Here is a 24,137-nt window from a genome sequence, read left to right on the forward strand (position 1 = left end):
CCCCCTTATCCTATGGCATCGACGGCGCCGGCAAGGCCGGTCCGTCGTTTTTTGTGGACGCAAGAACGATGATCCCGGCGCATGATCAGCTCTGCTGCAATCGATGCGGCTATCGCGGCCGGGAGTTTAGAGGCGATCCCGGAAATGCCGACCGGACAGCGGAAAGCCGCGTCGAGAAGGCCGGCATCGTGCCCTGCGGAGAGAAGGCGCGACCGCATCCGCGCAGCCTTCGTCTCACTTCCGATCATGCCGACCCCGGCGATTCCGCGGCAGCGCAGCGCCACATCGGCGATGGCGAGATCGAGCCCGTGATCGTGGGTCATGACAAGCACGTCGGCACCCGCAGGGGTGCTGGCCGCATCATGCAGCGGATCTGTTGCCAGCACCGTGCGGACATTGGCTGGAACACGCGCGGGGAAAACCTCCGCCCGGTTGTCGATCCAGATAACCGAGAACGGCAAGGGAGCAAGCGCAAGGACAAGTGCCTTGCCGACATGCCCTGCCCCAAAAAGCATCACTGGCGTCGTCTCGTTGCCGAACCGTTCGTACAGCGTGTTTTCCTTCAGCAGAACCCTCGCACCATCCTGCAATTGGCACCGCTCATCCGAGACGACACGCCGGGATGGGGCGTCGTTTTCGGGGATCGACATACTGGTCACGAAAAGACCGTCCGCTTCCAGCCGTGCCAGACGGTCGACTTCGGCGCGTCGCTTCCGCGAAATCGTCTCGAGCGCGAGCGTGATCCGGCCCCCGCAACATTGTCCGAGATCCGGACCAAGCGACATTCGCTCAAGCCGAAAGCCATCCTGTACGGCCCGCGCGTTGGCTGCGGCCGCCTCGATCGTCTGATATTCCAGCATGCCGCCGCCGATGGTTCCGTGGAAGCGCCGCCCGGCGTCGACGACCATGCGGGCACCGGCCTCCCGCGGCGCGGACCCTTCGACGGCAACGACCGTCACCAGCACACAGGCGGGTTCATCCTCAAGCATTGCCAAAACGCAGGCCCAGGCTCTCATGCGGACGATTTCCTCCGCTTCATCACCGTCACGGCGCGCAGGATTTCCTCCGCAGTCGCGGGCGCGTTCAAGTCGGGCAGCAGGCCCGGTGCAAGGCTCGCGACCGCATCGTGAATGGCGCTGAAAACCGAAATCGCGAGCATCACGGGGGGCTCCCCGACCGCCTTGGAGCGAAACACGGTGGGCGAAGGATTGCCGGAAGAGGCATAGAGCGCCACGTGGAAATCCTCCGGTACATCCGATGCGGTCGGGATCTTGTAGGTCGACGGCGCATGCGTGCGCAGTCGACCGCTTTCGTCCCAGACGAGTTCCTCCGTCGTCAGCCAGCCCATACCCTGGACGAATCCGCCCTCGATCTGGCCGATGTCGATGCCCGGATTGAGCGACTTGCCGACGTCGTGGAGAATGTCGACGCGATCGACACGCATTTCGCCCGTCATCGTGTCGATGGTGACCTCGGAGCATGCCGCACCATAGGCGAAATAGTGGAACGGTCGCCCGGAGGCGCTCGGTCGGTCCCAGGTGATGCTCGGCGTCGCGTAAAACCCGGTTGCCGACAACTGGATGCGGGCGAGATGCGCCGCACGTGCCAGCGCTTCCAGCGACATCGCCTCATCCCCGAAAAACACCTGATTGTCGCGAAAGGCGATGTCTTCCCGCGCAACGCCATGATGCTCGGAGGCAAAATCGATCAGCCGCGTCTTGATGGTTTCCGCAGCGATCTGCGCGGCCATGCCGTTGAGGTCTGTGCCGGAGGAGGCCGCCGTCGGGCCGGTGTTCGGAACCTTGCCTGTATGAGTTGCGGTGATCTTCACCCGTTCCAGCGTTACGCCGAAGACCTCTGCGACAATCTGCGCGACCTTCTGGAAGAGCCCCTGCCCCATCTCCGTACCGCCGTGATTCAGGTGGACCGATCCGTCGGTATAAAGATGCACCAGTGCGCCGGCCTGGTTGAGATGCTTGAGGGTGAAGGAAATGCCGAATTTCACCGGCGTCAGCGCAAGTCCCCTCTTCAGGATCGGACTGCGGGCATTGAATTCTCCAACAGCGGCCCGGCGTTCCCGGTAGCGCGAGCTTTCCTCAAGCTGCTCCACAAGCGCATGCAGGGTGGCGTGTTCCTCCACATGCATGCCATAGGGTGTCGTGTCTCGGTCCGCGCCGTAAAAATTCAGTTTGCGCACATCGAGCGGGTCCTTGCCAACGGTGATCGCCAGCGCGTCCATCATCCGCTCCGCCGCGAGCATGCCTTGCGGGCCGCCGAAGCCGCGAAACGCGGTGTTGGAGCAGGTATTGGTCTTGAGCCGCCGCGAATGGATCAGCGCATCGGGATAAAAATAGCTGGAATCGGCGTGAAACATTGCGCGGTCGACGACGCCAAGCGACAGATCTGCCGAATAGCCGCAGCGGGCGTGAAACAGCATCTCTGCCGCGCGAATACGCCCGTCCTCGTCATGTCCAAGCGTCCAATGGGCCCGGAAGTCATGGCGCTTGCCGGTCATGATCATGTCGTCGTCGCGGTCGAGCCGCAACTTGCAGGCATGCCCGGTGACGCGGGCAGCGAGCGCCGCAAGCGCCGCCCAGTGGTTCGCCTGGCTTTCCTTGCCGCCAAAGCCGCCACCCATGCGCCGGACTTCCACTGTCACGGCGGCATCCGGCACCGACAACACGCGTGCGATGATATGTTGCGTTTCGCTCGGGTGCTGCGACGACGTGTGGACGAAGACGTCGTTGTCCTCACCCGGAACCGCAAGCGACACCTGCCCTTCCAGATAGAAATGCTCCTGCCCGCCGATCTCCATCTGTCCGCGCAGCTTGGCTTGCGATGTCGCAAGGCCGGTCTCGGGCGAGCCCTTGCGAAACTGATAGTCGGGCAAAACGGTTTCGTTGGCAGACAGCGCATCATCGATGGTCAGGACCGGAGGCAGTGGATCAGCGACGATCTTCATTTTCCTGGCGGCGCGTCGGGCGGCATCGCGGCTGGTTGCGATCACCGCGAAGATCGGCTGTCCCCAGTAAAGGATCTCGCGATCGGCAAGCATAGGTTCGTCGCCGACGGCGGGCGAAACGTCGTTCTTCCCCGGCACATCCGTGCAAGTCAGCACCGCCACGACACCGGGACTTTGCCGCACAGGCTCCAGATCAAGCTCCGAAATCGCGCCTCTTACGACGTCACTTGCCCAACCCGGCACCACATGAAGGGTTCCGGCGGGCTCGCGAATGTCGTCGACATAGGTTGCACTGCCGCTCACATGCTTGATTGCGCTGTCATGCGGGGTGGGCTGCCGCACGATTGCAAGCGCGCTGTCGTCGCCTGACAAAGGGTTCGTGTCTTCGCCCCTATCCTCAAGCGGCATGGGAAGCCTCCTCGCGCCGGGCGCCGGTGATCCGCGTGCGTTCGTCCGGCGTTCCGCCGATTTCCACCAGCGCCTTTGCTAGCAAGGCGCGTGCCACCTCCTGACGATAGTCCTCGCTTGCGCGCATATCGCCGATCGGAGTGAAATCTTCAGCCAGAGCCTTCAGCGCCCCCGCCCAGGTCGACGGTTTGTCCGGTCGCGCGCCCACGAGCGCGATCTCCGTCGCTTCCGCGCGCTTCGGCGTCGGGGCCATGCCGCCATAGGCGATCCGTGCCTCGGTGACGCCGCCATCGACAAGCGTCAGCCGAACCGCCATAAGCACGGCGGTGATGTCCTGATCGAAGCGCTTAGAGATCTTGAAGCAGCGAAAGGCGTGGTTCGGATCGAGCCGAGGCACATAGAGACCCGTTACGATTTCGCCGGGCTCGCGGTCCTGCTTGCCATAATCGAGGAAAAATCCATCGAGCGGCAACGTGCGGGCGGCCGCGCCCTTGCGCAATTCAAGCGTCGCTCCGAGCGCGATCAAGGCCGGCGGGCTGTCGCCGATGGGCGAGCCATTGGCGATGTTGCCGCAGACGGTGCCGGATGCGCGCACCTGCCGCGACCCGATGCGCCGCCACAATTCGCCGAGATCCGGATCGATCCGAGCCATGAAATCATGGGTGTCGCCAAAGGTTGCGCGGGCGCCCATCAAAACGCCGCCGGCAGTTTCCTCCGCACCCTCCAGTTCTGCGACCCGCCCGATCCATATGATTTTCGGTAGATATCGCAGCTGTTTCGTGACCCACAGTCCGACATCGGTCGCCCCTGCCAGGATGGTGGCGTCGGGATGCTGTTCATAAAGTACGGCCAACGCATCGACCGACGCCGGCGCGGCGAAGAACCCATCGCCGCTTGAAATCATCACGTCCATATCATCCTGTAGCGCAGTCAGCGCTGCCATCGTCTCGTCCGCACGCCGCGAGAATGCGTCGTCGATGGTCTCGAAACAGGCGCCGAGCGCGGCGGCCACGATCGGACGATACCCGGTGCAGCGGCACAGGTTCCCTGCCAGCCAGTCGGTCACGGTCTTGCGCGTCGCCGGCACGTCCGGCGCGTGATAGAGCGTAAACAGGCTCATGATGAAGCCCGGTGTACAGAAGCCGCATTGCGACCCATGGCAGTCGACCATCGCCTGCTGCACCGGGTGCAGCTTGCCGTCTGCCGCGAGATCCTCGACCGTCACCAGTTCCGCACCGTCGAGCATGCCGAGAAACTGGATGCAGGAATTCACCGGCTGATAGACCAGCCGCCCCTCAACCACACGGCCAACAGCGACCGTGCACGCCCCGCAATCCCCCTCCCCGCAGCCTTCCTTGGTGCCGGACAGTCCCCGCCGCAGGCGAAGGTAATCGAGCACCGTTTCGTTCGGCCTGACCTCGCAAAGTTCGACGACGTCGCCGCGATGAAGGAAACGGATGGCGCTGCGCATGGCTCAGCTCCCGCGATACGTCGAATAGCCGAAGGGCGACAAAAGCAGGGGCACATGATAGTGCGCGTCGGGATCGGAGATGCCGAAGCGCAGCGGAATCACATCCAGGAACAGCGGCTCGGGCAAGTGTTCGACCGTGGAGCGTAGATAGTCGCCCGCCTCGAAGCGCAGTTCATAGACGCCGGGCCGGAAATCCGCATCGCTCAGGATCGGGCCGTCGACCCTGCCGTCGTCATTGGTCACGGCATCCGTGAGTTTCAAGAAGGTGTCGCCGCCATCCTCCCGGCGCCAGAGCGAGAGCGTCAGCCCGCTTGCCGGACGCCCGAGTGCCGTATCCAGAACATGTGTCGTCAGTCGTCCCATCAGTCTATCCCGTCTTTGGCGATCAAGCCCATGATGACCATGGATTGGTCATGCCTTGAAAGAGTGCACGACCCAAAGTCCGTAAACCAGAACAGATTCGTGATCTCTATGATGCCGTATCGGCATCGATTTGAGAAAGCCGATCGCCGACTGCGGACACCGAATGCTCGAAAAACGCCTGCGCGGCATGGCTCAGCCCTCGATGCGAAGATGTGAGCACGGTGAAACGGTCCCGACTCAGTGCCGGATCAGCCAGCGGAAGAAAGACGAGTTCGCCCTGGCCCATCTCCCGCTCGAGACCGATGATTGTCTGGAAGGCGATGGCTTCGCCCGCCGCGGCCAGACGTTTCATCATCCTGAGCGAATTGGCCTCGACGAAGGCCCGCCCCGCAAGAGCGTCGGCGGGAAGGGCCGCATCGATGAGCTTGCGCAGGGACAGATCGCGCGTGGGCAAGCAGAACGGATGCGCCAGACACTCGGCCAGATGCAGCGGATGCCGTTTCGCCAACGGATGCCCCGGCGCCATGACCGCGCCGATGGCGAGATCCCGACGAAAGACGCCATTCAGGCGGGGATCTTCGGGTGGCTCGAAGGAAAAGCCGACATCCGTCTGGCCGGCGATGACGGCCTCCGCAACCTCGTCTGACCCGGAGATGCGAACCGACACGTGGATGCCGGGGTAGAGCTTGCGAAACTCCATAACGACGGCCGGCAGCAGCGCTTCCGACACGCTTTCCACGCTGGCGATGCTGACCGCGCCGCTGCGCATCCCGGTGAGCGCGTCGAGCTCTCCGGCGGTGGCCGAGAAATCGGACAGCGTGCGCAGGACATGCGCACGCAGGATCTCGCCGGCCGGCGTCAACCGCACACCGCGCGCCAGCCGGTCGAACAGCACGTGCCCCAAAGCTCGCTCCAGCCAGAGAACCTGCCGGTTGACCGCACTGGAGGCGATGTTGAGTTCGCGCGCCGCGGCGCGGATGGAGCCAGCCCGGGCGACCGCCGCGAAATACCGCAAGGCCGGCCCGTAGAGATGCCGCGACTTGTCCATTTCCGGTGCCCTGACTGTTCCCCGTCTGCGAACCCGGTATCAGGGAACGAGCACCGTTGTGCCGGTGGTCTTGCGGCCCTGAAGGTCCTCATGCGCCGTTACGGCGTCCTTCAGCGCATATTCCTGATTCACCTGGATCTTCACGTCCCCAGACCGCACCACCTCGAAGAGATCGTTGGCCGTCTCCTCCAGATCGGCACGCGAGGCAATATAGGTGAAAAGGGTCGGGCGGGTCGCGAAGAGCGAGCCCTTCGGGCCGAGCAGGGCGAGGTTGAAGTCGGTGATGGGCCCGGACGACTGCCCGAAGGAAACCCAGAGCCCAAGCGGCCGCAGGCAGTCGAGCGATCCCGGATAGGTGTCCTTTCCCACCGAATCGTAGACGACGTCGCAAAGCTTGCCGTCGGTGATCTCGCGCACCCGGTCGACGAAGTTTTCCGTGCGATAGTTGATCACATGTGTGTAGCCGTTCGCCCTGGCGAGTTCGGCCTTTTCCGCCGAGCCGACGGTGCCGATCACCGTTGCGCCAAGCTTGGCCGCCCACTGCCCGACAATCAGCCCGACACCACCGGCTGCCGCATGAAAAAGCAGCGTGGTCTCAGGCGTTACGGTGTAGGTCTTGCGCAGCAGATAGCGCGCGGTCATGCCCTTCAGCATCATGCCGGCGGCAGTCTTGTCGTCGACGCCTTCGGGAATGATCACAAGGCGATCGGCCGGAACCAGCCGCTCCTCCGCATAGGAGCCGAGCGGCCCGACATAGGCCACCCGGTCGCCCGGCGAGACATTGGTCACCCCCTCGCCAACGGCGGTGACCACGCCCGCGCCCTCGTTGCCGGGAGTGAAGGGCATGCCCGCCGGCGCCGGATACAGGCCGGAGCGGAAGTAGGTGTCGATGAAATTCAGCCCGATTGCGGTGTGGCGAACACGCGCCTCGCCCGCGCCGGGATCGCCGATCTCGACCTCCTCCCATTTCATCACGTCCGGACCGCCCGTTTCATGCACCCTGATCGCGTGAATCATTTTAGTGTCTCTCCCTGAGAAATCATCGGTTGCCAGGATCATGGGGCGCACGCCGGCGCCGGGCAAGCCCCGCGAAGCGTGCCTTGCGCCATCATGGCGCACCCGGTCACCGCTGGCGCCGACCTGCTTCGTGGTGCTATTCGGTGTTTCATGCGCCAACCGAAGATTCTCACCACGCTGAAAACCTACAATTTGTCTTCGTTCGTCGCCGACCTTCTGGCGGGCGCGACCGTTGCGATGGTGGCGTTGCCGTTGAGCCTTGCGATCGCCATCGCCTCCGGTGCATCCCCGGAAAAAGGACTTGTCACCGCAATCGTCGCCGGCTTTCTGATCTCGCTTCTCGGCGGAAGCCGGGTTCAGATCGGCGGTCCGACCGGCGCGTTCATCGTCGTGGTGCACGCAATCATTGCCGATCATGGCTACGACGGTCTGGTGCTCGCCACCTTCATGGCCGGGTTCATTCTGCTGATCGCCGGCTATTTTCGCGCCGGAAACCTCATCGCCCATGTTCCCGAAGCGGTCATCAACGGATTTACCATCGGCATCGCCATCGTCATAGCTTTCAGCCAGATTCCCGATTTCCTGGGAATGACGCTTCGCGACGCGCCGGCGGAGTTTCTGGATCGTCTGGCCGCGCTCTGGACAGCACGTGAAACTGTCACGCCCGCAGCGCTGGGCGTGGCACTTGTCGCCGTTGCACTCATCGTCGGTTTGCGCCGCCTCGCGCCTCGTTTTCCCGGTCTCATCGTCGCCGTTGGCGTGGCATCGGCGCTCGTGGTGGTCCTTGCGCTGCCGGTCGACACGCTCGGCTCGCGCTTCGGCGCCCTGCCCTCCAGCCTTCCCGCCCCGGAGTTTCCGGAAATCTCCTTTGCCCGCTTCACCGAACTGCTTCCCTCAGCCCTGGTGATCGCATTTCTCGCCGGGGTGGAATCGCTTCTTTCCGCGATGGTTGCCGACCGGATGATCGAAGGCCGGCATCGCCCGAACGCGGAACTGACGGCGCAAGGCGCAGCGAACATCGCGTCGGCGCTTTTCGGCGGCCTGCCCGCGACCGGAGCGATTGCCCGCACGGCGACCAACATCAAGGCCGGCGGCCGCACGCCCGTTGCCGGCATCGTCCATGCCCTGGTGATCCTGGCGATCATGCTGCTGGCGGCGCCGATGGCCGGCTATCTCGCCATGCCCGCCCTCGCGGCGCTCCTGATGGTGACGGCGTGGAACATGAGCGAGCCGCACCGCTGGGCCAGCTACGCGAAAGGGCCGGCCTCCGACCGCCTGCTGCTCATGCTGACGCTGGTGCTCACCGTGCTCGTTGATCTCACGGTGGCGATCGGAGTCGGTGTCGCGCTCGGCCTTGCCTTGCGCGCAGCGAGCAAACGGCGTCAGGACAGCGACTGGACGCCACCGGAACGCTGATCCGCCTGACTACGCCTGGCTCTTTGCCTTGCGCCGCGACGCGGCAAGGATGTTGATGATCTCGACACCGGCCGAAAACGCCATGGCGAAATAGATGTAGCCACGCGGGATATGAAAGCCCAGACCGTCGGCGATCAGCGCAACACCGATAAGAAGCAGGAAGGCGAGCGCCAGCATCTTCGTGGTCGGGTGCTTTTGCACGAAAGCGGAGATCGGGCCCGAGGCGATATACATCGCGATCATCGCAATCACGACGGCGGCGACCATCACTTCGATGTGTTCGGCCATTCCGATGGCGGTAACGATGGAATCCACTGAAAACACCATGTCGATGACGATGATCTGGGCGATTACCGCGCCGAACCCGGCTGCTGCAGCAGAAGAGGTGTTGTCCTGGTGCCCCTCGATCCCTTGATGAATTTCATGTGTCCCCTTCACAAGCAGGAAGAGACCTCCGGCGAGCAGGATAAGGTCGCGCCAGGAGATCGCTTCGCCGAGCACGCTGAAGACCGGTGCGGTCAGGCCGATCAGCAGCGTGAGCACGGACAGAAGCGCGATGCGGAAAACCAGCGCAAGCGCCAAACCGATCTGGCGGGCGCGCATCGCCGTCTTCGGCTCCAGGCGGGCAACGATCACCGAAATGAAGATGATGTTGTCGATGCCGAGAACGATTTCCATCACCGTCAGGGTGAGAAGGCTCGCCCAGACGGCTGGATCGTACAGAAGATCAATCATGGAAACGCCTCACGCATAGCAGAGCGGTCTTGGCCGTTCGCAGCCGACCATCCGGTAGTCGCAGAAACGCTGGGGTCTGCCAACTCCGGCGGGACGCGTTTCAGCGCAGGGCGTCGAGAAGCTGTTGAACGGCCGAGACCAGGAGAAGATAGAGGCTCGATCCGGCCAGCAGCCATTTCACCAAACCTTCGGCCGAAAGCCCGTTGGCGATGGCAAGACCCGCACCGATGAACCAGAGCAGCGTGACAAAGAGCGTAAGCGGGCGCCAACGCGCAACGCGCACCGGATGCACGAAACGGATCGGCGCGAAGGTAAGCGCGCACAAGACAATGATACTGACGATGGTGAAGACTTCAGAGGAGGACAGCACCATAAGACCGAAGACTGCCATGTTCCAACCGGTCGGAAAGCCCTTGAAGGAGCCGTCCGGCTGCTTCATGCCGTTGTCTGCAAAATAAAGCGCGCCGGTAAAGACGATCAGACCGCCGCAAATCCAGTTCCACGGCGAGGAGACCATGCCGCTGCCGGCCAGCGCGAAGGCTGGCAAGAACACATAGGTCGCGTAGTCGATGACGAAATCGAGCGATGCGCCGGACCATTGCGGCATGCGGTTCGCGATATCGAAACGTCGTGCCAGCGGCCCGTCGACGCCGTCGATGACCAGGGCAACCCCCAGCCATACGAACAGCATGCCCCAGTCGCCCTGAGCCCCGGCAAGCAGCGCCAGCAAGGCGACCGGCGCGCCGAGCGCGGTCAGAACATGAATCAGGAAAAGCGGGTGCGCGCTCTTCAGCCGGCCCGTCACGCCCGTTTCCGCATCCGCCAATTTGCCTTTCGCCACAGGCATCGCCTCGTGTCATGCCGGAGGTATTCCGGCGCGGGCGTCTTGTCGCCCCCAATCCTTTCGTATGCCTTCAACTTGGCTGAACTGCAACCGAACACATGCATTTTGCAGAAAACGACTGCCACAAAACCTTTGAAGCCCGGTTTTATCCTGTCAGCAGCGTCTGGCCGGCATCGGACAGAGCGAGCACGAAGACGCCCCAGAGGATCAGGAAAACACCGATCGCGCGCGGGATCCAGAGGCGATGCACCGTCTTTTCCAGCGCCATCAGGAAACCGAGAACAGCGATCCAGACGACATTCATGATCCCGACTGCGAACATCACCGTCATCAGGGCCCAGCAACACCCCAGGCACAACAGGCCCTGAACGATGCCAAGCCTGTAAACCTCGACATAGGAGACGGGTCGGCGCTCCATGAAGAAGGGAATCGGTCGCTGGCAACGAAGCAGACAGGCGAGTTTTGCCGGCGTGAACTGATAGATGCCGGCGGCAATGAGCGTGGTTCCCGCCAGCACCATCGTTGCCGGCGACATCATCGGCGACATCATCCGCGCCGCCGTCAGCAGACCTTGCGCCAGCGTCGCCAATGCGCCGTAGCCGATCCAGATCGACAGATACCCAAGCGCGAGCACGACGACCGGGCCTACACGGCGCGCGCTCCCGCCCATCGGTTGCGGCAGTTCCGCATAGGAGGCAATCATCGGTGCGGCGCTCGGCAACATCATCGCCAGCGCCATCATCACCCACATGATGAAGACGAGTGCGGCATCCGATACGCTCCAGATATCGGAGGCCGGCATGCCGAAGGTCGTCGTGCCTTCCGGCAGGCAGATAATCGCAAGCGCTGCGCGCGCTTCGGGGGACAGCCCGGCGAACAGATTGAAGCTGTTGAAGAGCGCCATCCCCGGCCCGAGCTCGCTCATGTCCATGGCGGGCAGCATGTCGGCAACCATGGCGGCGAGATAGATCCAGCCGGCGGCGGCCGCACATCCAACGGCGAGAAAGACCGCCAGACGCGGATTGCGCGCAAGCGAGCGCACGGGATGCACTGCGTCGGTCTTCGTGCCTGCGGTCTTTTCCGGATGCACCGTCATGGTCGGCTGCACTCTCCATCCTTGCCTTGCACAGCGCATTCGCCGCGTGGTGTATTCCCAGGCCCGCTTTACCATTACCGCCGGCGGATCCGGATACGAATGCCTACGGATGCGACCATATGCGCGCGGTGCAATCTTGCAATATCCTCAGCGCGCGTCATCTTGTCGACAACAGTCGACCCTCGGCATGGAGATCCTCATGGCCAAACGCGCAAGCGCCGCCAAGACAGACACGCCCGCAGCACCGACCGAGGTGGATGCCGCCGTTGTCGGCGCCGGTCCCTCGGGCATGGCGATGGCGCTTCTCCTCGCCCGCCACGGCTTCAGGACCGCGCTTATCGCGCCGGAGGCGATGGCGGGCGACGATCGCACGACGGCCCTGCTGGAATCCTCGGTCGAAATGCTGCGCACGCTTGATCTGTGGGAGGCAATCGAACCGCATACGGCGGCGCTCCGCCACATGCGCATCGTCGACGGTACGGGACGGCTGATCCGCGCGCCCGAAGTGGTGTTCGATGCCTCCGAACTGGAACTCCCCGCCTTCGGCTACAACATCGCAAATCTCGATCTCAACCGCGAACTGGCGAAGGCCTGCGCCGAGACGCCCGAACTCCTGCGAATCGATTCGAAGCTCGCCTCCCTCGTAACGGCAGGAGGTCACGCGGAACTGACGACCGAAGCGGGAGACACCGTAATCGCGCGCATCGCGATCGGCGCGGACGGACGCAAGTCCATGGTTCGCGAGGCGGCCGGGATCGCCGTCAAGGACTGGCGCTACCCGCAGTCGGCGCTGGTGCTGACTCTGGAGCATGGCGTTCCGCACCACAATCATTCAACGGAGTTCCACACGCCGTCCGGGCCCTTCACGCTCGTCCCGCTGAAGGGCCGCAAGTCCTCGCTCGTTTGCGTGGTCTCGCCCGAAGATGCGGCCTATCTCGCCGACCTTGACGACGCGGCACTGGGGCTTGAACTGGAACGCCGTGCGGCCTCGGTTCTCGGCAAGATGACGATCGTCGGCAAGCGGCAGATCTATCCGCTTGGCGGATTGACCGCGCGCACCGTCGCCGACAATCGCTGCGCCCTTGTCGGGGAAGCCGCGCATGTGTTTCCGCCAATCGGCGCACAGGGGCTCAATCTCGGCCTGCGCGATGTCGCGGCCCTCGGCGAGATGCTCGTCGCCGCACGCCGGCGGGGTGAGGATATCGGCGCAAGCGGTGCCCTTCAGGCGTATGAGCGGGCCAGGCGCCCGGATATCGCGACGCGCACGACCGCGGTCGACCTGCTTAACCGCTCGCTGCTGAGTGATCTTCTCCCCGTTCAGGCGCTTCGCAGCGTCGGGCTGTATCTCGCAGGCCGGGTCTCGCCGCTTCGCAGGCTCATGATGCGCGAGGGGATCGCCCCGATGATGGCTCGGCCCCGGCTGATGCGCGGCCTGTCGCTGCGATAGTCCCGGCCCGGGATCAGTCCGGATCGATCGCGCCAGCCCTGCCGCGGAACGCGCGATCAATGGGCACGATCGTCGCCGGGATCGGCGTGTCGTCCGCATCCGCTGTGAAATCGAACAGTCCGCGCTCCAGGAAATGCGGGTCGCGGAACGCGTCTTCCAGCGTGGCGAGAGGCGTCGCACAACAATCGGCGCCGGCCAGCACGGGCACCCATTCGGCCGCCGTCCGGCTGGCGATCCGCTCAGCCATGGCCGCGGCACAGGCTTCCGAATCGCGCCGGTCGTCGCGATGGAGATCCGGCAGTTCAACAGCGTCGCACAGCGCTTGCCAGAACTTGTCTTCCAGCGCGCCGACAGCAATGAGATGACCATCGGCCGCCGGATACAGTCGGTAGCGCGGCGAAGCCCCTGTCAGCAGATCTGCTCCGTTTTTCGGTGCATGACCGAGCGTCGTCAACTGAGCCTGCGCGAAAAGCGCGAAGGTGAACATCGCGTCGCACATGGCAATGTCGAGCCGGCTTCCCTTCCCCGTCCGGTCGCGCTGAAGAAGCGCAAGCAGGATGTTGATCACCGCGGGAAAGCTGCCACCGCCGATATCGGCGAATTGCGCCGGCGGCAGAACCGGCGCATCGAACGAACCGCGAGACAGGGCCAGCAGCCCCGTCAAGGCCATGTAGTTCAGGTCGTGGCCGGCCTCCATCGCGCGCGGTCCGGACTGGCCGAACCCGGTAATCGAGCAATGGATCAGGCGCGGATTGCGTGCGCACAGCTCATCGGCACCAAGGCCGAGACGCGCCATCACGCCGGGTCGGAACTGCTCGACCACAATGTCGGCCGCATCGGTCAGCTCCAGAATGCGCGCGCGGGCATCTGCCGCCTTGAGATCGAGTTCCAGGCAGCGTTTCCCACGATTGAGCATGGCGTAAAGCGTACCGACGTCGCCCGATTTCGGCGGAAAGAAGCGCATGTCCTCCCCGCCCGGCCGTTCGATCTTGATCACGGTGGCGCCGGCCTCCGCGAGCATGAGCGTGGCCAGAGGCCCCGGCAGCAACGTGCTGAAATCGATCACCGTAAGGCCCGAGAGCGGTTGATCGTTCATGGCCGAACCTCATTCAGTTGAGTGGCAGGAGCCCTTCGGTGATCAGATAGATGAAGGCGGAAACGGTGACCGTGGAGGCGATGGTGCCGATCAGGATCGCGCTCGACGCCCGCTGGACGTAGACGTTGTACTGCTGCGCGATGACGAAGACATTCGCCGCCGGCGGCAGACACGCCATCAGCACGGCGGTCGCGACCCAGGCCGGGTCGAAACCGCCGACCCAGTTCAGCAACAGCAGCACGATGATCGGATGAACCACCAGCTTCACCAGAAGCACCACGGGAAGTTCGAGCGGCGTGCGCCCCAACGGCTGAAGCGCCACGGTGACGCCCATGGCAAACAACGCACAAGGCGCGGCCGCATTGCTGAGGTACGTCAGCAACGTGTCGATCGCCTGCGGCGGCTGGAACTCCACCGCCGCGGCCAGAACGCCGGCGATGGTTGCGAGGATGAAGGGATGGGTGAAGATCCGCCGCAGGACAGTCACCGCCGTGGAAAGCGGAGGCTCGTTCTCCGTTCCGCCAATCGCCATCATGAGGGGCGCGAGTGTGAACAGCAGGATGTTGTCGAAGCAGAAGACCAGCGCCGTCGGCACGGCGGCGGCGGGCCCGAGCACGGCGAGCGTCAGCCCCGGTCCCATGTAGCCGATGTTCGAATAGGACCCGGCAAGCGCCTGGATCGTTGCCTCGGGAATATTGCCGCGCGAGGCAAACACGCCGACACAAAAGGCGACCGCGAACGCGCAATAGGTCGCAAAGGTCGTGGCCGCCACATACCCGATGTTGGTGAGTTCCTCGATCGGGGTTTTGGCAAGCAGGCGGAAAAACAGCGCCGGAAGGGCGATGTAGATGATGAAGAACTGCATCCAGGCCAGACCCTCGGCCGGAATCTCCTTCAATTTGCCCGCGGCTATGCCAAGAAAGATCAGGCCGAAGAAAGGAAGCGCCAGAGAAATTACGTTTTCCATAGGGGTCTCCAGCGAACCGGGCGGGCGTCGAAAGAACACCCATGTTGCCTTCGTCCCGGCGCTTGGTTAATCACCGCAGGCCTAACGGGTTCCCGAATGCGGGTCAACGGCGGCAGGATGCCGCCAGGGGCAAGAGGGTGTTTGCGCGAAACATGATGGCAGATCGGCACTTCAAGGACGCAAGCGGCAGCGTCCGCCCATCATGGGCCCTGCGGCTGAGACATGCGGCCGAATGGGTCGGGTTGTCGGTGGTGCTGGCGCTCTTTCGTCTTTTGCCGCCAAATGCCGCCGCGTTCCTGATGGGCAAGGCCTGGCGGATCCTCGCCCCCTTCAACAAGCGTCACAAACGCGCCTTGCAAAACCTGGAACGTGCCCTGCCCGGCCTTTCCGCGCACCAGCGCGCCGCAGTTGCGCGCAACATGTGGGAAAATCTCGGGCGCATCGCTGCCGAAACTCTCCAGCTCGACAGGATCGTCGCCGATCCGGACCGTTTCGAATTCGACCTCGATGACGTGAAAGCGACCGTTGGCGAAGGAGGCGCGATTGTCGTGTCGATGCATGCGGGCAACTGGGAGGTGACGGCGATGGGCGGGCTTGCTTGCGGGTGGGAGCCTGTGGGGATCTACAAGGCGCTGACGAATCAGCGAACCGAATCCATCCTGCACGGCCTGCGGGCGAGGCTCTATCCCGGAGGGCTGCTGCCCAAGGGATACGACACCGCACGCAGCCTCCTGGGCATGGCGCGTAAAGGCGAGCGCATTGCCATGCTGGCCGATCTTCAGGATCGCCGGGGGATCGTGGTTCCGTTTTTTGGCAACAACGCCTATGCGACGCTGTTTCCGGCTTCCATCGCCTGTGCCGCAAAGGTCCCGATAATCGCCTGCCGCGTTGTCCGCCTGCCCGGGAGCCGCTTTCGCATCGAGGCTCGTGTCGTTGAATTCGAACGCACCGGAGAGCGAAAACGCGATGCGGAAAACGCGACCCGCGCTTATCACGCCATGTTCGAGGATTGGATCCGGGAACATCCGGACCAGTGGATGTGGATCATGCGCAAGTGGATGAAAGCACGCCCTTGAAGGACCGGCAGTCTGTCACCCAAACTCTATATGCACTGCAACAATTTGCGGATAGGCTCGGAAAAACAATCGGAGTCGGACAGTCCCGGCCTCGACGAACCTGTATCGGGAGGACCCCTTGAAGACACCGCGTGCGTTCTACCAGCCTCTTGCGATCGGCGCCCCCGCTCCCTTGCGCGAACTGCCCGTGCAGCTTGAGCGCATGATCCATTTCGTGCCGCCCCATGTCGAGAAGATGCGCGCCAAGGTGCCGGATCTGATCTCGAAGGTGGATGTCGTCCTCGGCAATCTGGAGGATGCGATTCCGGCGGACCAGAAGACGGCGGCACGCCAGGGCTTCATCCAGATGGCCCGCGACAACGAGTTCGGCACCACCGGACTGTGGACGCGCATCAATTGCCTTAACAGCCCCTGGGTGCTCGACGACCTGATCGAGATCGTGACCGAGGTCGGCGACAAGCTTGACGTTGTCATGCTGCCCAAGGTCGAAGGTCCCTGGGACATCCACTACATCGACCAGTTGCTCGCCCAGCTCGAGGCCCGTGCGGGGATCACCCGACCGATCATGGTCCATGCGATCCTGGAAACGGCGGAAGGCGTGAAGAACGTCGATGCGATCGCGACCGCGAGCCCGCGTATGCACGGCATGAGCCTAGGACCGGCGGATCTCGCCGCTTCGCGTGCGATGAAGACCACCCGCGTCGGCGGCGGGCACCCGGACTACGCGGTTCTTTCCGACGAGGCAGGCGAAACGGCGCGCACTGCCTATCAGCAGGATCTGTGGCACTATACGGTTGCAAAGATGGTCGATGCCTGCATGTCGGCCGGTATCAAGGCCTTCTATGGCCCGTTTGGCGATTTCTCCGATTCCGCCGCCTGCGAGGCCCAGTTTCGCAACGCGTTTCTGATGGGCTGCGCCGGCGCCTGGTCTCTCCACCCCAGCCAGATCGACATCGCAAAACGGGTCTTCAGCCCGGAACCGAAAGAAGTGGCGTTTGCCTTGCGCATTCTGGAAGGCATGCCGGATGGAACCGGAGCCGTGATGATAGACGGCAAGATGCAGGACGATGCCACCTGGAAGCAGGCGAAGGTGATCGTCGATCTTGCACGAATTGTTGCGGCCAAGGATCCGGACCTTGCCGAACTCTACGGTTTGTGATCCCGAACCCGACCGTTTCACCGGACGCCGGCGCACCGGCAAGCAGACGCGGCAGACCGGCGAGGGCAAGGTGACTTGTCACGCGCCGTTCAAAAGCGTATGCGCAGGGCCGTGTGCAATTGAACAAAGATGAATATGCGAACCGCGAAATTCATGATCGGTCAGGTCGTGCGTCATCGGGTGTATCCCTTCCGCGGGATCATCTTCGACGTCGATCCGACGTTTTCCAACTCCGAAGACTGGTGGGAAGCCATTCCCGATGACGTGCGCCCGGCGCGCGACCAGCCTTTCTATCACCTGCTCGCGGAAAACGCGGAAACCGAATACGTCGCCTATGTTTCGGAACAAAACCTCATTCCCGACGACACCGGCGAGCCCGTTCGCCATCCTCAGGTCGATGAGATCTTCGAGCAGCAGGACGATGGGTCCTACCTCCCGCGCGACGTCGACCTGCATTGATGACGTGTCTTGTGAGACGCAGTCGGAATTGCGCCCTGCGATGATCGAACCCGCCAAGAAAAAGGCCGCCGGGACAAACGCCCCGACGGCCATCTTTTTCTGACGCATATCCTGCCGCGATCAGTTCGCGCCGGTCGCCTCGTTCTGCTTGTCGATCAGCTTCTGGCGAGCCTGTTCCGCGCGCTTTTGAAGCTCCGACTGGAGCTGCTGCTGCTTTTGCTGAAGCGCGGCCGCGTCGATCGGATCTCCGTCGTAGACCTTCGTGAAGCCTGTCAGGGTCAACTGGAACGGAACCTGCTTTGCCTGCTGATTAAGCGTCGTGAGGATGAGATTGCCGCCCGCCTTCATCGAATTGACGAAGGCCTCGTCGATCACCAGCTCCGAATAGCAGGCGTTCGGGAAGCAGATGCTGTATTTCGCTTCGCTCTGCTTGCCGCCGTCGACCTGGACGCGCAGGCCCGGCTGGATCAGCATGCCGGGAGGAACGGCCACGAGCAGTGTCTTGCGCGCCTCGCCGGCGATTTCACGAACAGCCACGGATGCAAGGAACTGCCCTGTGTCGGTCCGCAACTCCTGCGTAACGATACAGATTTCCTTGTTGGACTCCGGGTCCGTGTTGCAGATCTTGACCCAGGGCGTATCTGCCGCCGGTTCAACGGTCTGCGCGGATACGCCTGTCGCTGCCCCAACCGCCATGGCGGCGGCAAGCGACAGGCCCATCAAATGCTTCTTGAAACCTTCAGCCATACAATGCGTCCCTAAGTCCCTGGTGTCGTTGCAGTGCGCGCGGCGACATTCACCATCTGCACGCACCGAAAATCCTGTCGTGCCAAATGACCACAACCGTGTGCGCAACGAATGCGGCAACACGTTGGCCCTGATGGTCACGCGCGCATCTTTACAGGCAAGCGCGGCAAATATCCAGAAAGAGACGCGCCGAAACCGCCACACCCGCCGGGAAATACCTCCGCCCCGACCCTGGCACTACCCCGAGCGCGGTGATTGCGCCGCTCTCGAGGCCTGCATCTCCCCTCGATTTTTTGACACCTTGTTAACCATACCAAAGTGATTGCACGCTAGAAGTGGACGCATGAAGCCAAGGTCACGAAACATGCTACTGATTCCCCACGCGTGGCGCTGCATCCCTTTGGCGGTCTTGATCGCCGCAATGCTGCCAGCGAACCCTGTTGGTGCGACCGAGCAAGAACCGAAACCGGTTCACGGCATCGCCATGCATGGCGCGCCGGCCCTTCCGGCCGACTTTGACCACCTTCCCTACGCCAGCCCGGATGCGAAAAAAGGCGGGGCGATCACCTATGGCGTTCAGGGGACGTTCGACAGTCTCAACCAGTTCATTGTCCAGGGCGGAACGACGACGGCGCGCGGCCTGCGCGACAATCAATTCGGCGCGCTGGTGTTCGAAAGCCTGCTTGATCGCAACATGGACGAGCCGTTCGCGCTCTATGGGCTTCTGGCCGAATCGGTGCGCATGCCCGAGGAACGCGACTGGATCGAGTTCACCCTCAATCCGCAGGCGCGCTTTTCCGACGGCACGCCGGTCACTGTCGAGGACGTGATCTTTTCGTTCGAAATCCTGCGCGACAAGGGGCGTCCGCATTTCCGAGCCCGCTACGCGCGCATCATCAAAATGAAAAAGGTCGGTGAGCGGTCCGTGCGCTTCGTTTTTGCCGATGGCGCCGACCGTGAATTGCCGCTACTCCTGGGTCTGTCGCCAATCTTCGCCAGCCACACGATCGATCCCGCGACGTTCGACAAGAGCACCCTGACCCCGCCTGTCGGCTCGGGCCCCTATCTTGTCGCAGAAGTCGATCCCGGCAGCCGGATCGTCTACCGGCGCAATCCCGACTACTGGGCGAAGGACTTGCCGATCCGCACGGGGCTCTACAATTTCGACGAAGTCGGAATCGAGTATTTCCGCGATGAAAACACCCTGCAGGAAGCTTTCAAGAAGGGGCTGGTCTCGATTCTTCCCGTCGCCGACCCGGCGCGTTGGGTCACGGGCCTTTCGTTTCCAGCGGTCGATGCCGGCGATGTGTTGAAGGAAACGTTCGAGCTTGGAACGCCGGCGGGCATGTACGGCTTCGTGTTCAACACACGCCGGCCGGTGTTTGCCGATGTGCGCGTTCGGCGGGCGCTCGCCATGCTGTTCGACTTCGAATGGGTCAACCGCACGCTCTACTACGACCTATATACCCGCACCGGCGGCTATTTCGACAGTTCGGTGCTCTCCTCGCTCGGGCGACCGGCCAGTGCGCTGGAACGCGGCCTGCTGGCGCCCTGGATCGAGACGCTTCCCGACGACGTCGTGGACGGAACGTGGCGGCCGACGCAGGCCGACGGGTCGGGGCGCGACCGCACGGTGCTGCGTGCTGCCGTGACCGGGCTGAAGGAGGCCGGCTACGCAATCGACGGGCGCACGATGAAAGCCGCCGACGGAACACCGCTTGCCTTCGAGATTCTCGTGGCGACCAAGGATCAGGAGCGTCTGGCGCTTGCCTATCAGCGTGCGCTCAAGGCAATCGGCGTCGAAGCCGCGATCCGCAGCGTCGATGGCGCCCAGTATCAGCGCCGCCGGCAGACGTTCGATTTCGACATGGTGCTGAACAACTGGCCCGTGTCGCTGTCGCCCGGCAACGAGCAGCGCTATCGCTGGGGAAGCGCCGCGGCCGATCAGGACGGCTCCTTCAACTACGCAGGCGTTCGCGACCCGGCCGCCGACGCGATGATCGATGCGATGCTTGCGGCGCGTGACGGCGAGAGCTTCACCGCCGCGGTGCGGGCCTTCGACCGGGTTCTGATTTCAGGCGCCTACGTGGTGCCGCTTTTTCATCTTCCGGAAAAATGGGTGGCACGCTGGAAGACAATCCTGCGGCCCGAGCGCCATTCGGTGTTTGGGCCGCGCTTCGAAGCATGGTGGGCCGCAGACGGCGGCGAACAGGCTGTGGACGACGCGCAATGATCCTCACACCACTGAAGACAATCGAAACGCATCAGCAAAGCGGCATCTGGGGCCGGGTGACGCTCGATGCGCTGTTTCGCAAGACCGCCACGGCACATCCCGACCGTCTCGCGCTTTGCGATCCGCAAGACCGCTCGGATGCGATGCAGGGCGCGCCGCGCCGGCTGACCTATGCGCAAGCCGATGAGGAAATCTCGAAGCTCGCCGCGTTCTATGCCGCCGTCGGCCTCACGCCCGACAATGTGGTCGGCCTGCAAAGCCCCAACACGGTGGAGGCGGTCATCGCCTTTCTCGCCGCCCTGCGCGCCGGCCTGGTGGTTGCCCCCTTGCCGCTGCACTGGCGCCAGAAGAACGTTCTGGAAGCGCTGTCGCGCGCCGGCGCGAAGGCGCTGGTTGCCGGCGAAGGCTTCGGCGGTCGCAACATCGGACATGAAGCCCGCGACACGGCGGCGGAAATGTTTTCGTTGCGCTTCGTCTTCGGCCTGGGAACCGAGGTCGCCGACGGGCTGATCGAGCTTTCGGAGGTGCTGAAGGAAGTACCGGCGGACATGACGCCGCCGCCCGGGCGGCGCGACCCCAATGCGGCGGACCATGTGGCGACCCTGACCTGGACCCACAGCACCAGCGGCGAGCCGCTTCCCATCGCCCGCAGCCACAATCAGTGGATCGCCGCCGGTCTGATGCCCTATCTGGAACTCTCGCTCCCCCAGGCGCCGGTCACCGTGGTGCCCTATGCGCTCACCGGCATGGCCGGGATCGGCGCCGGCCTGATGCCATGGCTGTTGAGCGGCGGAACGCTGCATCTCCATCACCCGCGTTCGCTGCGCAAGCTCGCCGCCCATGCCGATGCCGTCGATGCCGACATGGTGCTGTGCCCCGGCTCGCTGATGCCGCAACTGGAACGGCGCATGACCAACGGCGACTGCCGGATCGTGCCAGTGTGGAACGCCCATTCGCCCGCCGCCACGCATCACCAGACCAATCGCGACGTGACCGACATCCACATCGCCGATGAATTCGCGATGATCGCGCGCAAGCGCGACGGCAGTGCCCTGCCCCGCCCCTTTGCTACCGGACACGTGACATCGCCGTCCAACGCGCCGAATGGGCCGGCGCTTCTGGAAATCGCCGTAGACACCGAAAACCAGCCGAACACGCTCAAGGTGCGCGGCGCCATGGTGGCCGACAGCGCCTGGCCGGCCTGCAAGGTGCGCATCCCCACAGACAAGGCCGGCTACGTCGACACACTCCTGCCGCTGCGCCAGGGCGACAACGGCATCACCGCCTTTGGCGTGCCCGGCACATCGCTTCCAGGCGTTGCTTCGCTGCCCGCGCTCGATGCCCTTTTCGGCGCCTTTCCGGGTATGAAAGAGGCCGCCGCCTTCCTGGTCGAGGATGGCATTCTGGGCGCAAGGCTGTATGCCGCGCTGGTGCCGCAACGCGGCCTGATGCTCGATGTCGAGGGCTTTTTCGCCTATCTGGACGCGGAATGCGCCGGGCTTGGCGAAATCCCTCACCGCATCCTGTCGCTCGCCGCCCTGCCACGCCGGGAAAACGGGACGGTCGACCGTGCCGCACTCACCCAGCGCGTGGACCAGGGCCGCGCGGCGGCGGTTGCCTGAGCGCCATGGCGCCGGACGACAGACACCCCGCACCCTTCATCGCGCTTGCGCGTGGCGGCACCACCGATGCCCCGCGCGCCGATGCGCTTTGCGCGGCCTGGCGCGATGGTCCGGTGCTGGACCTCGACACGGCCGAGCGCATTTGGGCGGCGAACGCGCTTGCCCCCGATGCGCTTGTTTATCTTGCCGGCGATGCTCCCGACCCGTCAGCCCTCGCCCGGCTTGAGCGATTGCGCCGCCACATCCGCGCTGCGGGCGTCGGTGTGCCGCTGATCGTCGAAACGCACAAGGGGGCGAAGGCCGGTTGGCTGCGTCTGCCGGATGCGTTCATGTTGCCGCAGATGACGCCGGAGACGATGGCGGGACGGGTACGCGAGACCCTGCGCCAATCAGTCCGAATGGAGGAGGCCCGCCTACGCCGCATGGCACTTGGGCCGTTTCCCGCCGAGGGGCCCCAAGCCACGGCGCGCACGGGCGGCCTGATGGTGGCGGGCATGAGCCAGCACGCGGGAGCCGCCCTCGCGCAGGCCGGCGTCGCCGTCGATCTCGACGGCGTGCTGTCTCCCCACACGGTCTGTACCCGGCTTAATAGTGCGGGAAGCCATGCCCTGTTCATCGATCTTCCGCTGGAGCGCGCGCTCGATGTACTCCAGCGCGTAGCCGCCGATCCGCGTCACGTCAGCCTGCCGGTGCTGGCGATGGCCACGACCGCCGATGAAACCGACGCGCTGTGCGCAGCCGGATGCGGCGATGTTGTCCTGCGCACCGCGGATCCGGCGGATCTTGGCATCCGGCTCCGCGTGCTTCTCGCCGCCGGCGCGCGCCGCCGGCTTTCAACCAACGCTCTCCGCCGGTTTCGCTCGATCTATCTGGAAGAGGGCGCGCTTCTGCCCCGAGCGCGCTACGATGCCTATCTGGCGCGCCTGACGGCGACCTTGCGCACGCGCGGCCGCGCACCGCTGGTCAGGACGCTGGAGGATCTCCATCCGGCGCCCCTGCCCGCGCGCGCCGCCAACGACGATCCGCTCGCGCCCGTCGTCGGCGATCCTGTCCGTTCGACGATCCTTGCCGCATCGCGCGAGGAGGATTTTGTTGCTAGGGTGGACGGGCACGGCGATATGATCGTGCTTCGCGACGCACAGGCCGCTGCCGGCCTCATGCGCCGCGTTGGTGCGATTGTGGCCTCAACCAGTTTCGTGTGACCGTTTGCAAGCACGCAGAACAACATCCGAACCACCGGAAAGGACCAGCGGATGGATCAAGCAGACCCGATGCACATCGATATCGTTTCCGACGTCATGTGCCCGTGGTGCTACATCGGCAAGCGCCGCCTGGAAAAGGCGCTCGCCACCTTGCCCGAAATCCCGGTCAAGCTGCGCTGGCTGCCGTTCCAGCTCGACGAAACGCTGCCGCGCGAGGGCAAGGACCGCCAGACCTATCTGAACGAGAAGTTCGGCGGCCCCGACCGGGCCGAGGAAGTCTACGCCCCGATCCGCGACGCCGGCGCCGCCGAGGGCATCCCCTTCGCCTTCGACAAGATCCAGGTGTCCCCGAACACGCTCGACTGCCACCGGCTGATCCTGTGGGCGCGCGCCGACAACGCCCAAAGCGAAATGGCCGAACGACTGTTTCAGATGTATTTCCTGGAAGGCGCGGACCTGACCGACCGCGCGACGCTGATCCAGGCCTCCGCCGACGTCGGCATGATGTCGGACCTGGTGGCGGAGCTGCTGCCGACGGATTCCGACATCGACAAGATCCGCAAGGATCTCGACAAGGCCCGCGAGATCGGCGTGACCGGCGTTCCGGCCTTCATTATCGACGAGCGCTTTCTCGTCATGGGTGCGGAAAAACCGGAAACCCTCGCCGCCGCGATCAAACACGCCCACGAGACAAAGCCCGGCGACTGACGCCGGGCAGTCGGCAACACCACCTCCCCATTGCCTTTCGACGGACGAATCGGATCGTTTC

At 63.9% G+C, this 24,137-nt stretch carries 21 protein-coding genes; 9 read left to right on the forward strand and 12 right to left on the reverse strand.

The window, feature by feature from the left end:
* Positions 1–5 precede the first annotated feature (5 nt).
* The 6 genes from xdhC to BLU32_RS07820 form a co-directional block, all read right to left on the reverse strand.
* On the reverse strand, positions 6–1,016 hold the full coding sequence (xdhC, locus tag BLU32_RS07795; protein ID WP_093805888.1) for a xanthine dehydrogenase accessory protein XdhC: 1,011 nt from the start codon (positions 1,014–1,016) through the stop codon (positions 6–8).
* Positions 1,013–3,370 carry a xanthine dehydrogenase molybdopterin binding subunit gene (gene xdhB / locus BLU32_RS07800; protein ID WP_093805890.1) on the reverse strand — a complete coding sequence of 786 codons (2,358 nt, stop codon included), beginning with the start codon at positions 3,368–3,370 and terminating at the stop codon, positions 1,013–1,015. The genes xdhC and xdhB overlap by 4 nt, the downstream gene beginning before the upstream one ends.
* On the reverse strand, positions 3,360–4,841 hold the full coding sequence (xdhA, locus tag BLU32_RS07805) for a xanthine dehydrogenase small subunit (protein ID WP_093805892.1): 1,482 nt from the start codon (positions 4,839–4,841) through the stop codon (positions 3,360–3,362). The genes xdhB and xdhA overlap by 11 nt, the downstream gene beginning before the upstream one ends.
* 3 nt (positions 4,842–4,844) lie before the next feature.
* Positions 4,845–5,204, reverse strand: coding sequence for a hydroxyisourate hydrolase (gene uraH, locus BLU32_RS07810; RefSeq protein ID WP_093805894.1), 360 nt, complete (start codon positions 5,202–5,204; stop codon positions 4,845–4,847).
* 106 nt (positions 5,205–5,310) lie between these two features.
* A complete protein-coding gene (locus BLU32_RS07815; protein ID WP_093805896.1) occupies positions 5,311–6,252 on the reverse strand; it encodes a LysR family transcriptional regulator in 942 nt (313 codons plus the stop codon).
* A 39-nt stretch (positions 6,253–6,291) separates the two neighbouring features.
* Positions 6,292–7,269 carry a quinone oxidoreductase gene (locus BLU32_RS07820; protein WP_093805898.1) on the reverse strand — a complete coding sequence of 326 codons (978 nt, stop codon included), beginning with the start codon at positions 7,267–7,269 and terminating at the stop codon, positions 6,292–6,294.
* A gap of 150 nt (positions 7,270–7,419) precedes the next feature.
* Here BLU32_RS07820 and BLU32_RS07825 point away from each other — a divergent pair, with 150 nt between their 5' ends.
* Positions 7,420–8,685, forward strand: coding sequence for a SulP family inorganic anion transporter (locus BLU32_RS07825; RefSeq protein ID WP_093810741.1), 1,266 nt, complete (start codon positions 7,420–7,422; stop codon positions 8,683–8,685).
* A 9-nt stretch (positions 8,686–8,694) separates the two neighbouring features.
* Here BLU32_RS07825 and BLU32_RS07830 read toward each other — a convergent pair whose 3' ends face one another.
* The 3 genes from BLU32_RS07830 to BLU32_RS07840 all read right to left on the reverse strand — a co-directional run bounded on the left by BLU32_RS07830 (position 8,695) and on the right by BLU32_RS07840 (position 11,372).
* Entirely contained in the window at positions 8,695–9,420 is a 726-nt protein-coding gene (locus BLU32_RS07830; RefSeq protein WP_093805900.1) for a TerC family protein, read from the reverse strand.
* A gap of 100 nt (positions 9,421–9,520) precedes the next feature.
* Complete coding sequence (locus BLU32_RS07835) at positions 9,521–10,261, reverse strand: phosphatidylcholine/phosphatidylserine synthase (RefSeq protein WP_208976994.1); 741 nt, start codon at positions 10,259–10,261, stop codon at positions 9,521–9,523.
* Positions 10,262–10,409: 148 nt separating this feature from the next.
* Positions 10,410–11,372 (reverse strand): DUF2182 domain-containing protein, encoded by a 963-nt coding sequence (locus BLU32_RS07840; RefSeq protein ID WP_157727568.1) that lies wholly within the window; start codon positions 11,370–11,372, stop codon positions 10,410–10,412.
* Between the two features lie 187 nt (positions 11,373–11,559).
* On the opposite strand from BLU32_RS07840, the gene BLU32_RS07845 reads away from it, so the two are divergent.
* Positions 11,560–12,807 carry a UbiH/UbiF family hydroxylase gene (locus BLU32_RS07845; protein WP_093810745.1) on the forward strand — a complete coding sequence of 416 codons (1,248 nt, stop codon included), beginning with the start codon at positions 11,560–11,562 and terminating at the stop codon, positions 12,805–12,807.
* A gap of 13 nt (positions 12,808–12,820) precedes the next feature.
* Here the strand turns inward: BLU32_RS07845 and BLU32_RS07850 are convergent, their stop codons facing one another.
* Both BLU32_RS07850 and BLU32_RS07855 read right to left on the reverse strand, forming a co-directional pair.
* Positions 12,821–13,903 (reverse strand): CaiB/BaiF CoA-transferase family protein, encoded by a 1,083-nt coding sequence (locus BLU32_RS07850; protein WP_093805904.1) that lies wholly within the window; start codon positions 13,901–13,903, stop codon positions 12,821–12,823.
* 13 nt (positions 13,904–13,916) lie between these two features.
* Positions 13,917–14,870 (reverse strand): AEC family transporter, encoded by a 954-nt coding sequence (locus BLU32_RS07855; RefSeq protein WP_093805906.1) that lies wholly within the window; start codon positions 14,868–14,870, stop codon positions 13,917–13,919.
* A gap of 155 nt (positions 14,871–15,025) precedes the next feature.
* Between BLU32_RS07855 and BLU32_RS07860 the strand changes: the two genes are divergently transcribed.
* The 3 genes from BLU32_RS07860 (at position 15,026) to hspQ (ending at position 17,564) form a co-directional block, all read left to right on the forward strand.
* A complete protein-coding gene (locus tag BLU32_RS07860) occupies positions 15,026–15,946 on the forward strand; it encodes a lysophospholipid acyltransferase family protein (protein WP_093805908.1) in 921 nt (306 codons plus the stop codon).
* A gap of 118 nt (positions 15,947–16,064) precedes the next feature.
* Positions 16,065–17,105, forward strand: coding sequence for a CoA ester lyase (locus BLU32_RS07865; RefSeq protein WP_093805910.1), 1,041 nt, complete (start codon positions 16,065–16,067; stop codon positions 17,103–17,105).
* Between the two features lie 135 nt (positions 17,106–17,240).
* Positions 17,241–17,564, forward strand: a complete 324-nt coding sequence (gene hspQ / locus BLU32_RS07870; RefSeq protein ID WP_093810747.1) for a heat shock protein HspQ — start codon at positions 17,241–17,243, stop codon at positions 17,562–17,564.
* A gap of 120 nt (positions 17,565–17,684) precedes the next feature.
* Here the strand turns inward: hspQ and BLU32_RS07875 are convergent, their stop codons facing one another.
* Complete coding sequence (locus tag BLU32_RS07875; protein ID WP_093805912.1) at positions 17,685–18,311, reverse strand: invasion associated locus B family protein; 627 nt, start codon at positions 18,309–18,311, stop codon at positions 17,685–17,687.
* Positions 18,312–18,732: 421 nt separating this feature from the next.
* Here BLU32_RS07875 and BLU32_RS07880 point away from each other — a divergent pair, with 421 nt between their 5' ends.
* The 4 genes from BLU32_RS07880 to BLU32_RS07895 are packed head-to-tail and all read left to right on the forward strand — an operon-like array spanning position 18,733 to position 24,076.
* Positions 18,733–20,544, forward strand: a complete 1,812-nt coding sequence (locus BLU32_RS07880) for an extracellular solute-binding protein (protein ID WP_197673718.1) — start codon at positions 18,733–18,735, stop codon at positions 20,542–20,544.
* The gene (locus tag BLU32_RS07885; RefSeq protein ID WP_093805916.1) at positions 20,541–22,166 is read left to right on the forward strand and encodes an AMP-binding protein; all 1,626 of its coding nucleotides are present in this window, start codon (positions 20,541–20,543) and stop codon (positions 22,164–22,166) included. The genes BLU32_RS07880 and BLU32_RS07885 overlap by 4 nt, the downstream gene beginning before the upstream one ends.
* Before the next feature lie 5 nt (positions 22,167–22,171).
* Entirely contained in the window at positions 22,172–23,368 is a 1,197-nt protein-coding gene (locus tag BLU32_RS07890; protein ID WP_093805918.1) for a hypothetical protein, read from the forward strand.
* A gap of 51 nt (positions 23,369–23,419) precedes the next feature.
* A complete protein-coding gene (locus BLU32_RS07895; RefSeq protein ID WP_093805920.1) occupies positions 23,420–24,076 on the forward strand; it encodes a DsbA family oxidoreductase in 657 nt (218 codons plus the stop codon).
* Positions 24,077–24,137: the final 61 nt, after the last annotated feature.

The organism is Stappia sp. ES.058 (assembly GCF_900105595.1).
GTDB lineage: Bacteria > Pseudomonadota > Alphaproteobacteria > Rhizobiales > Stappiaceae > Stappia.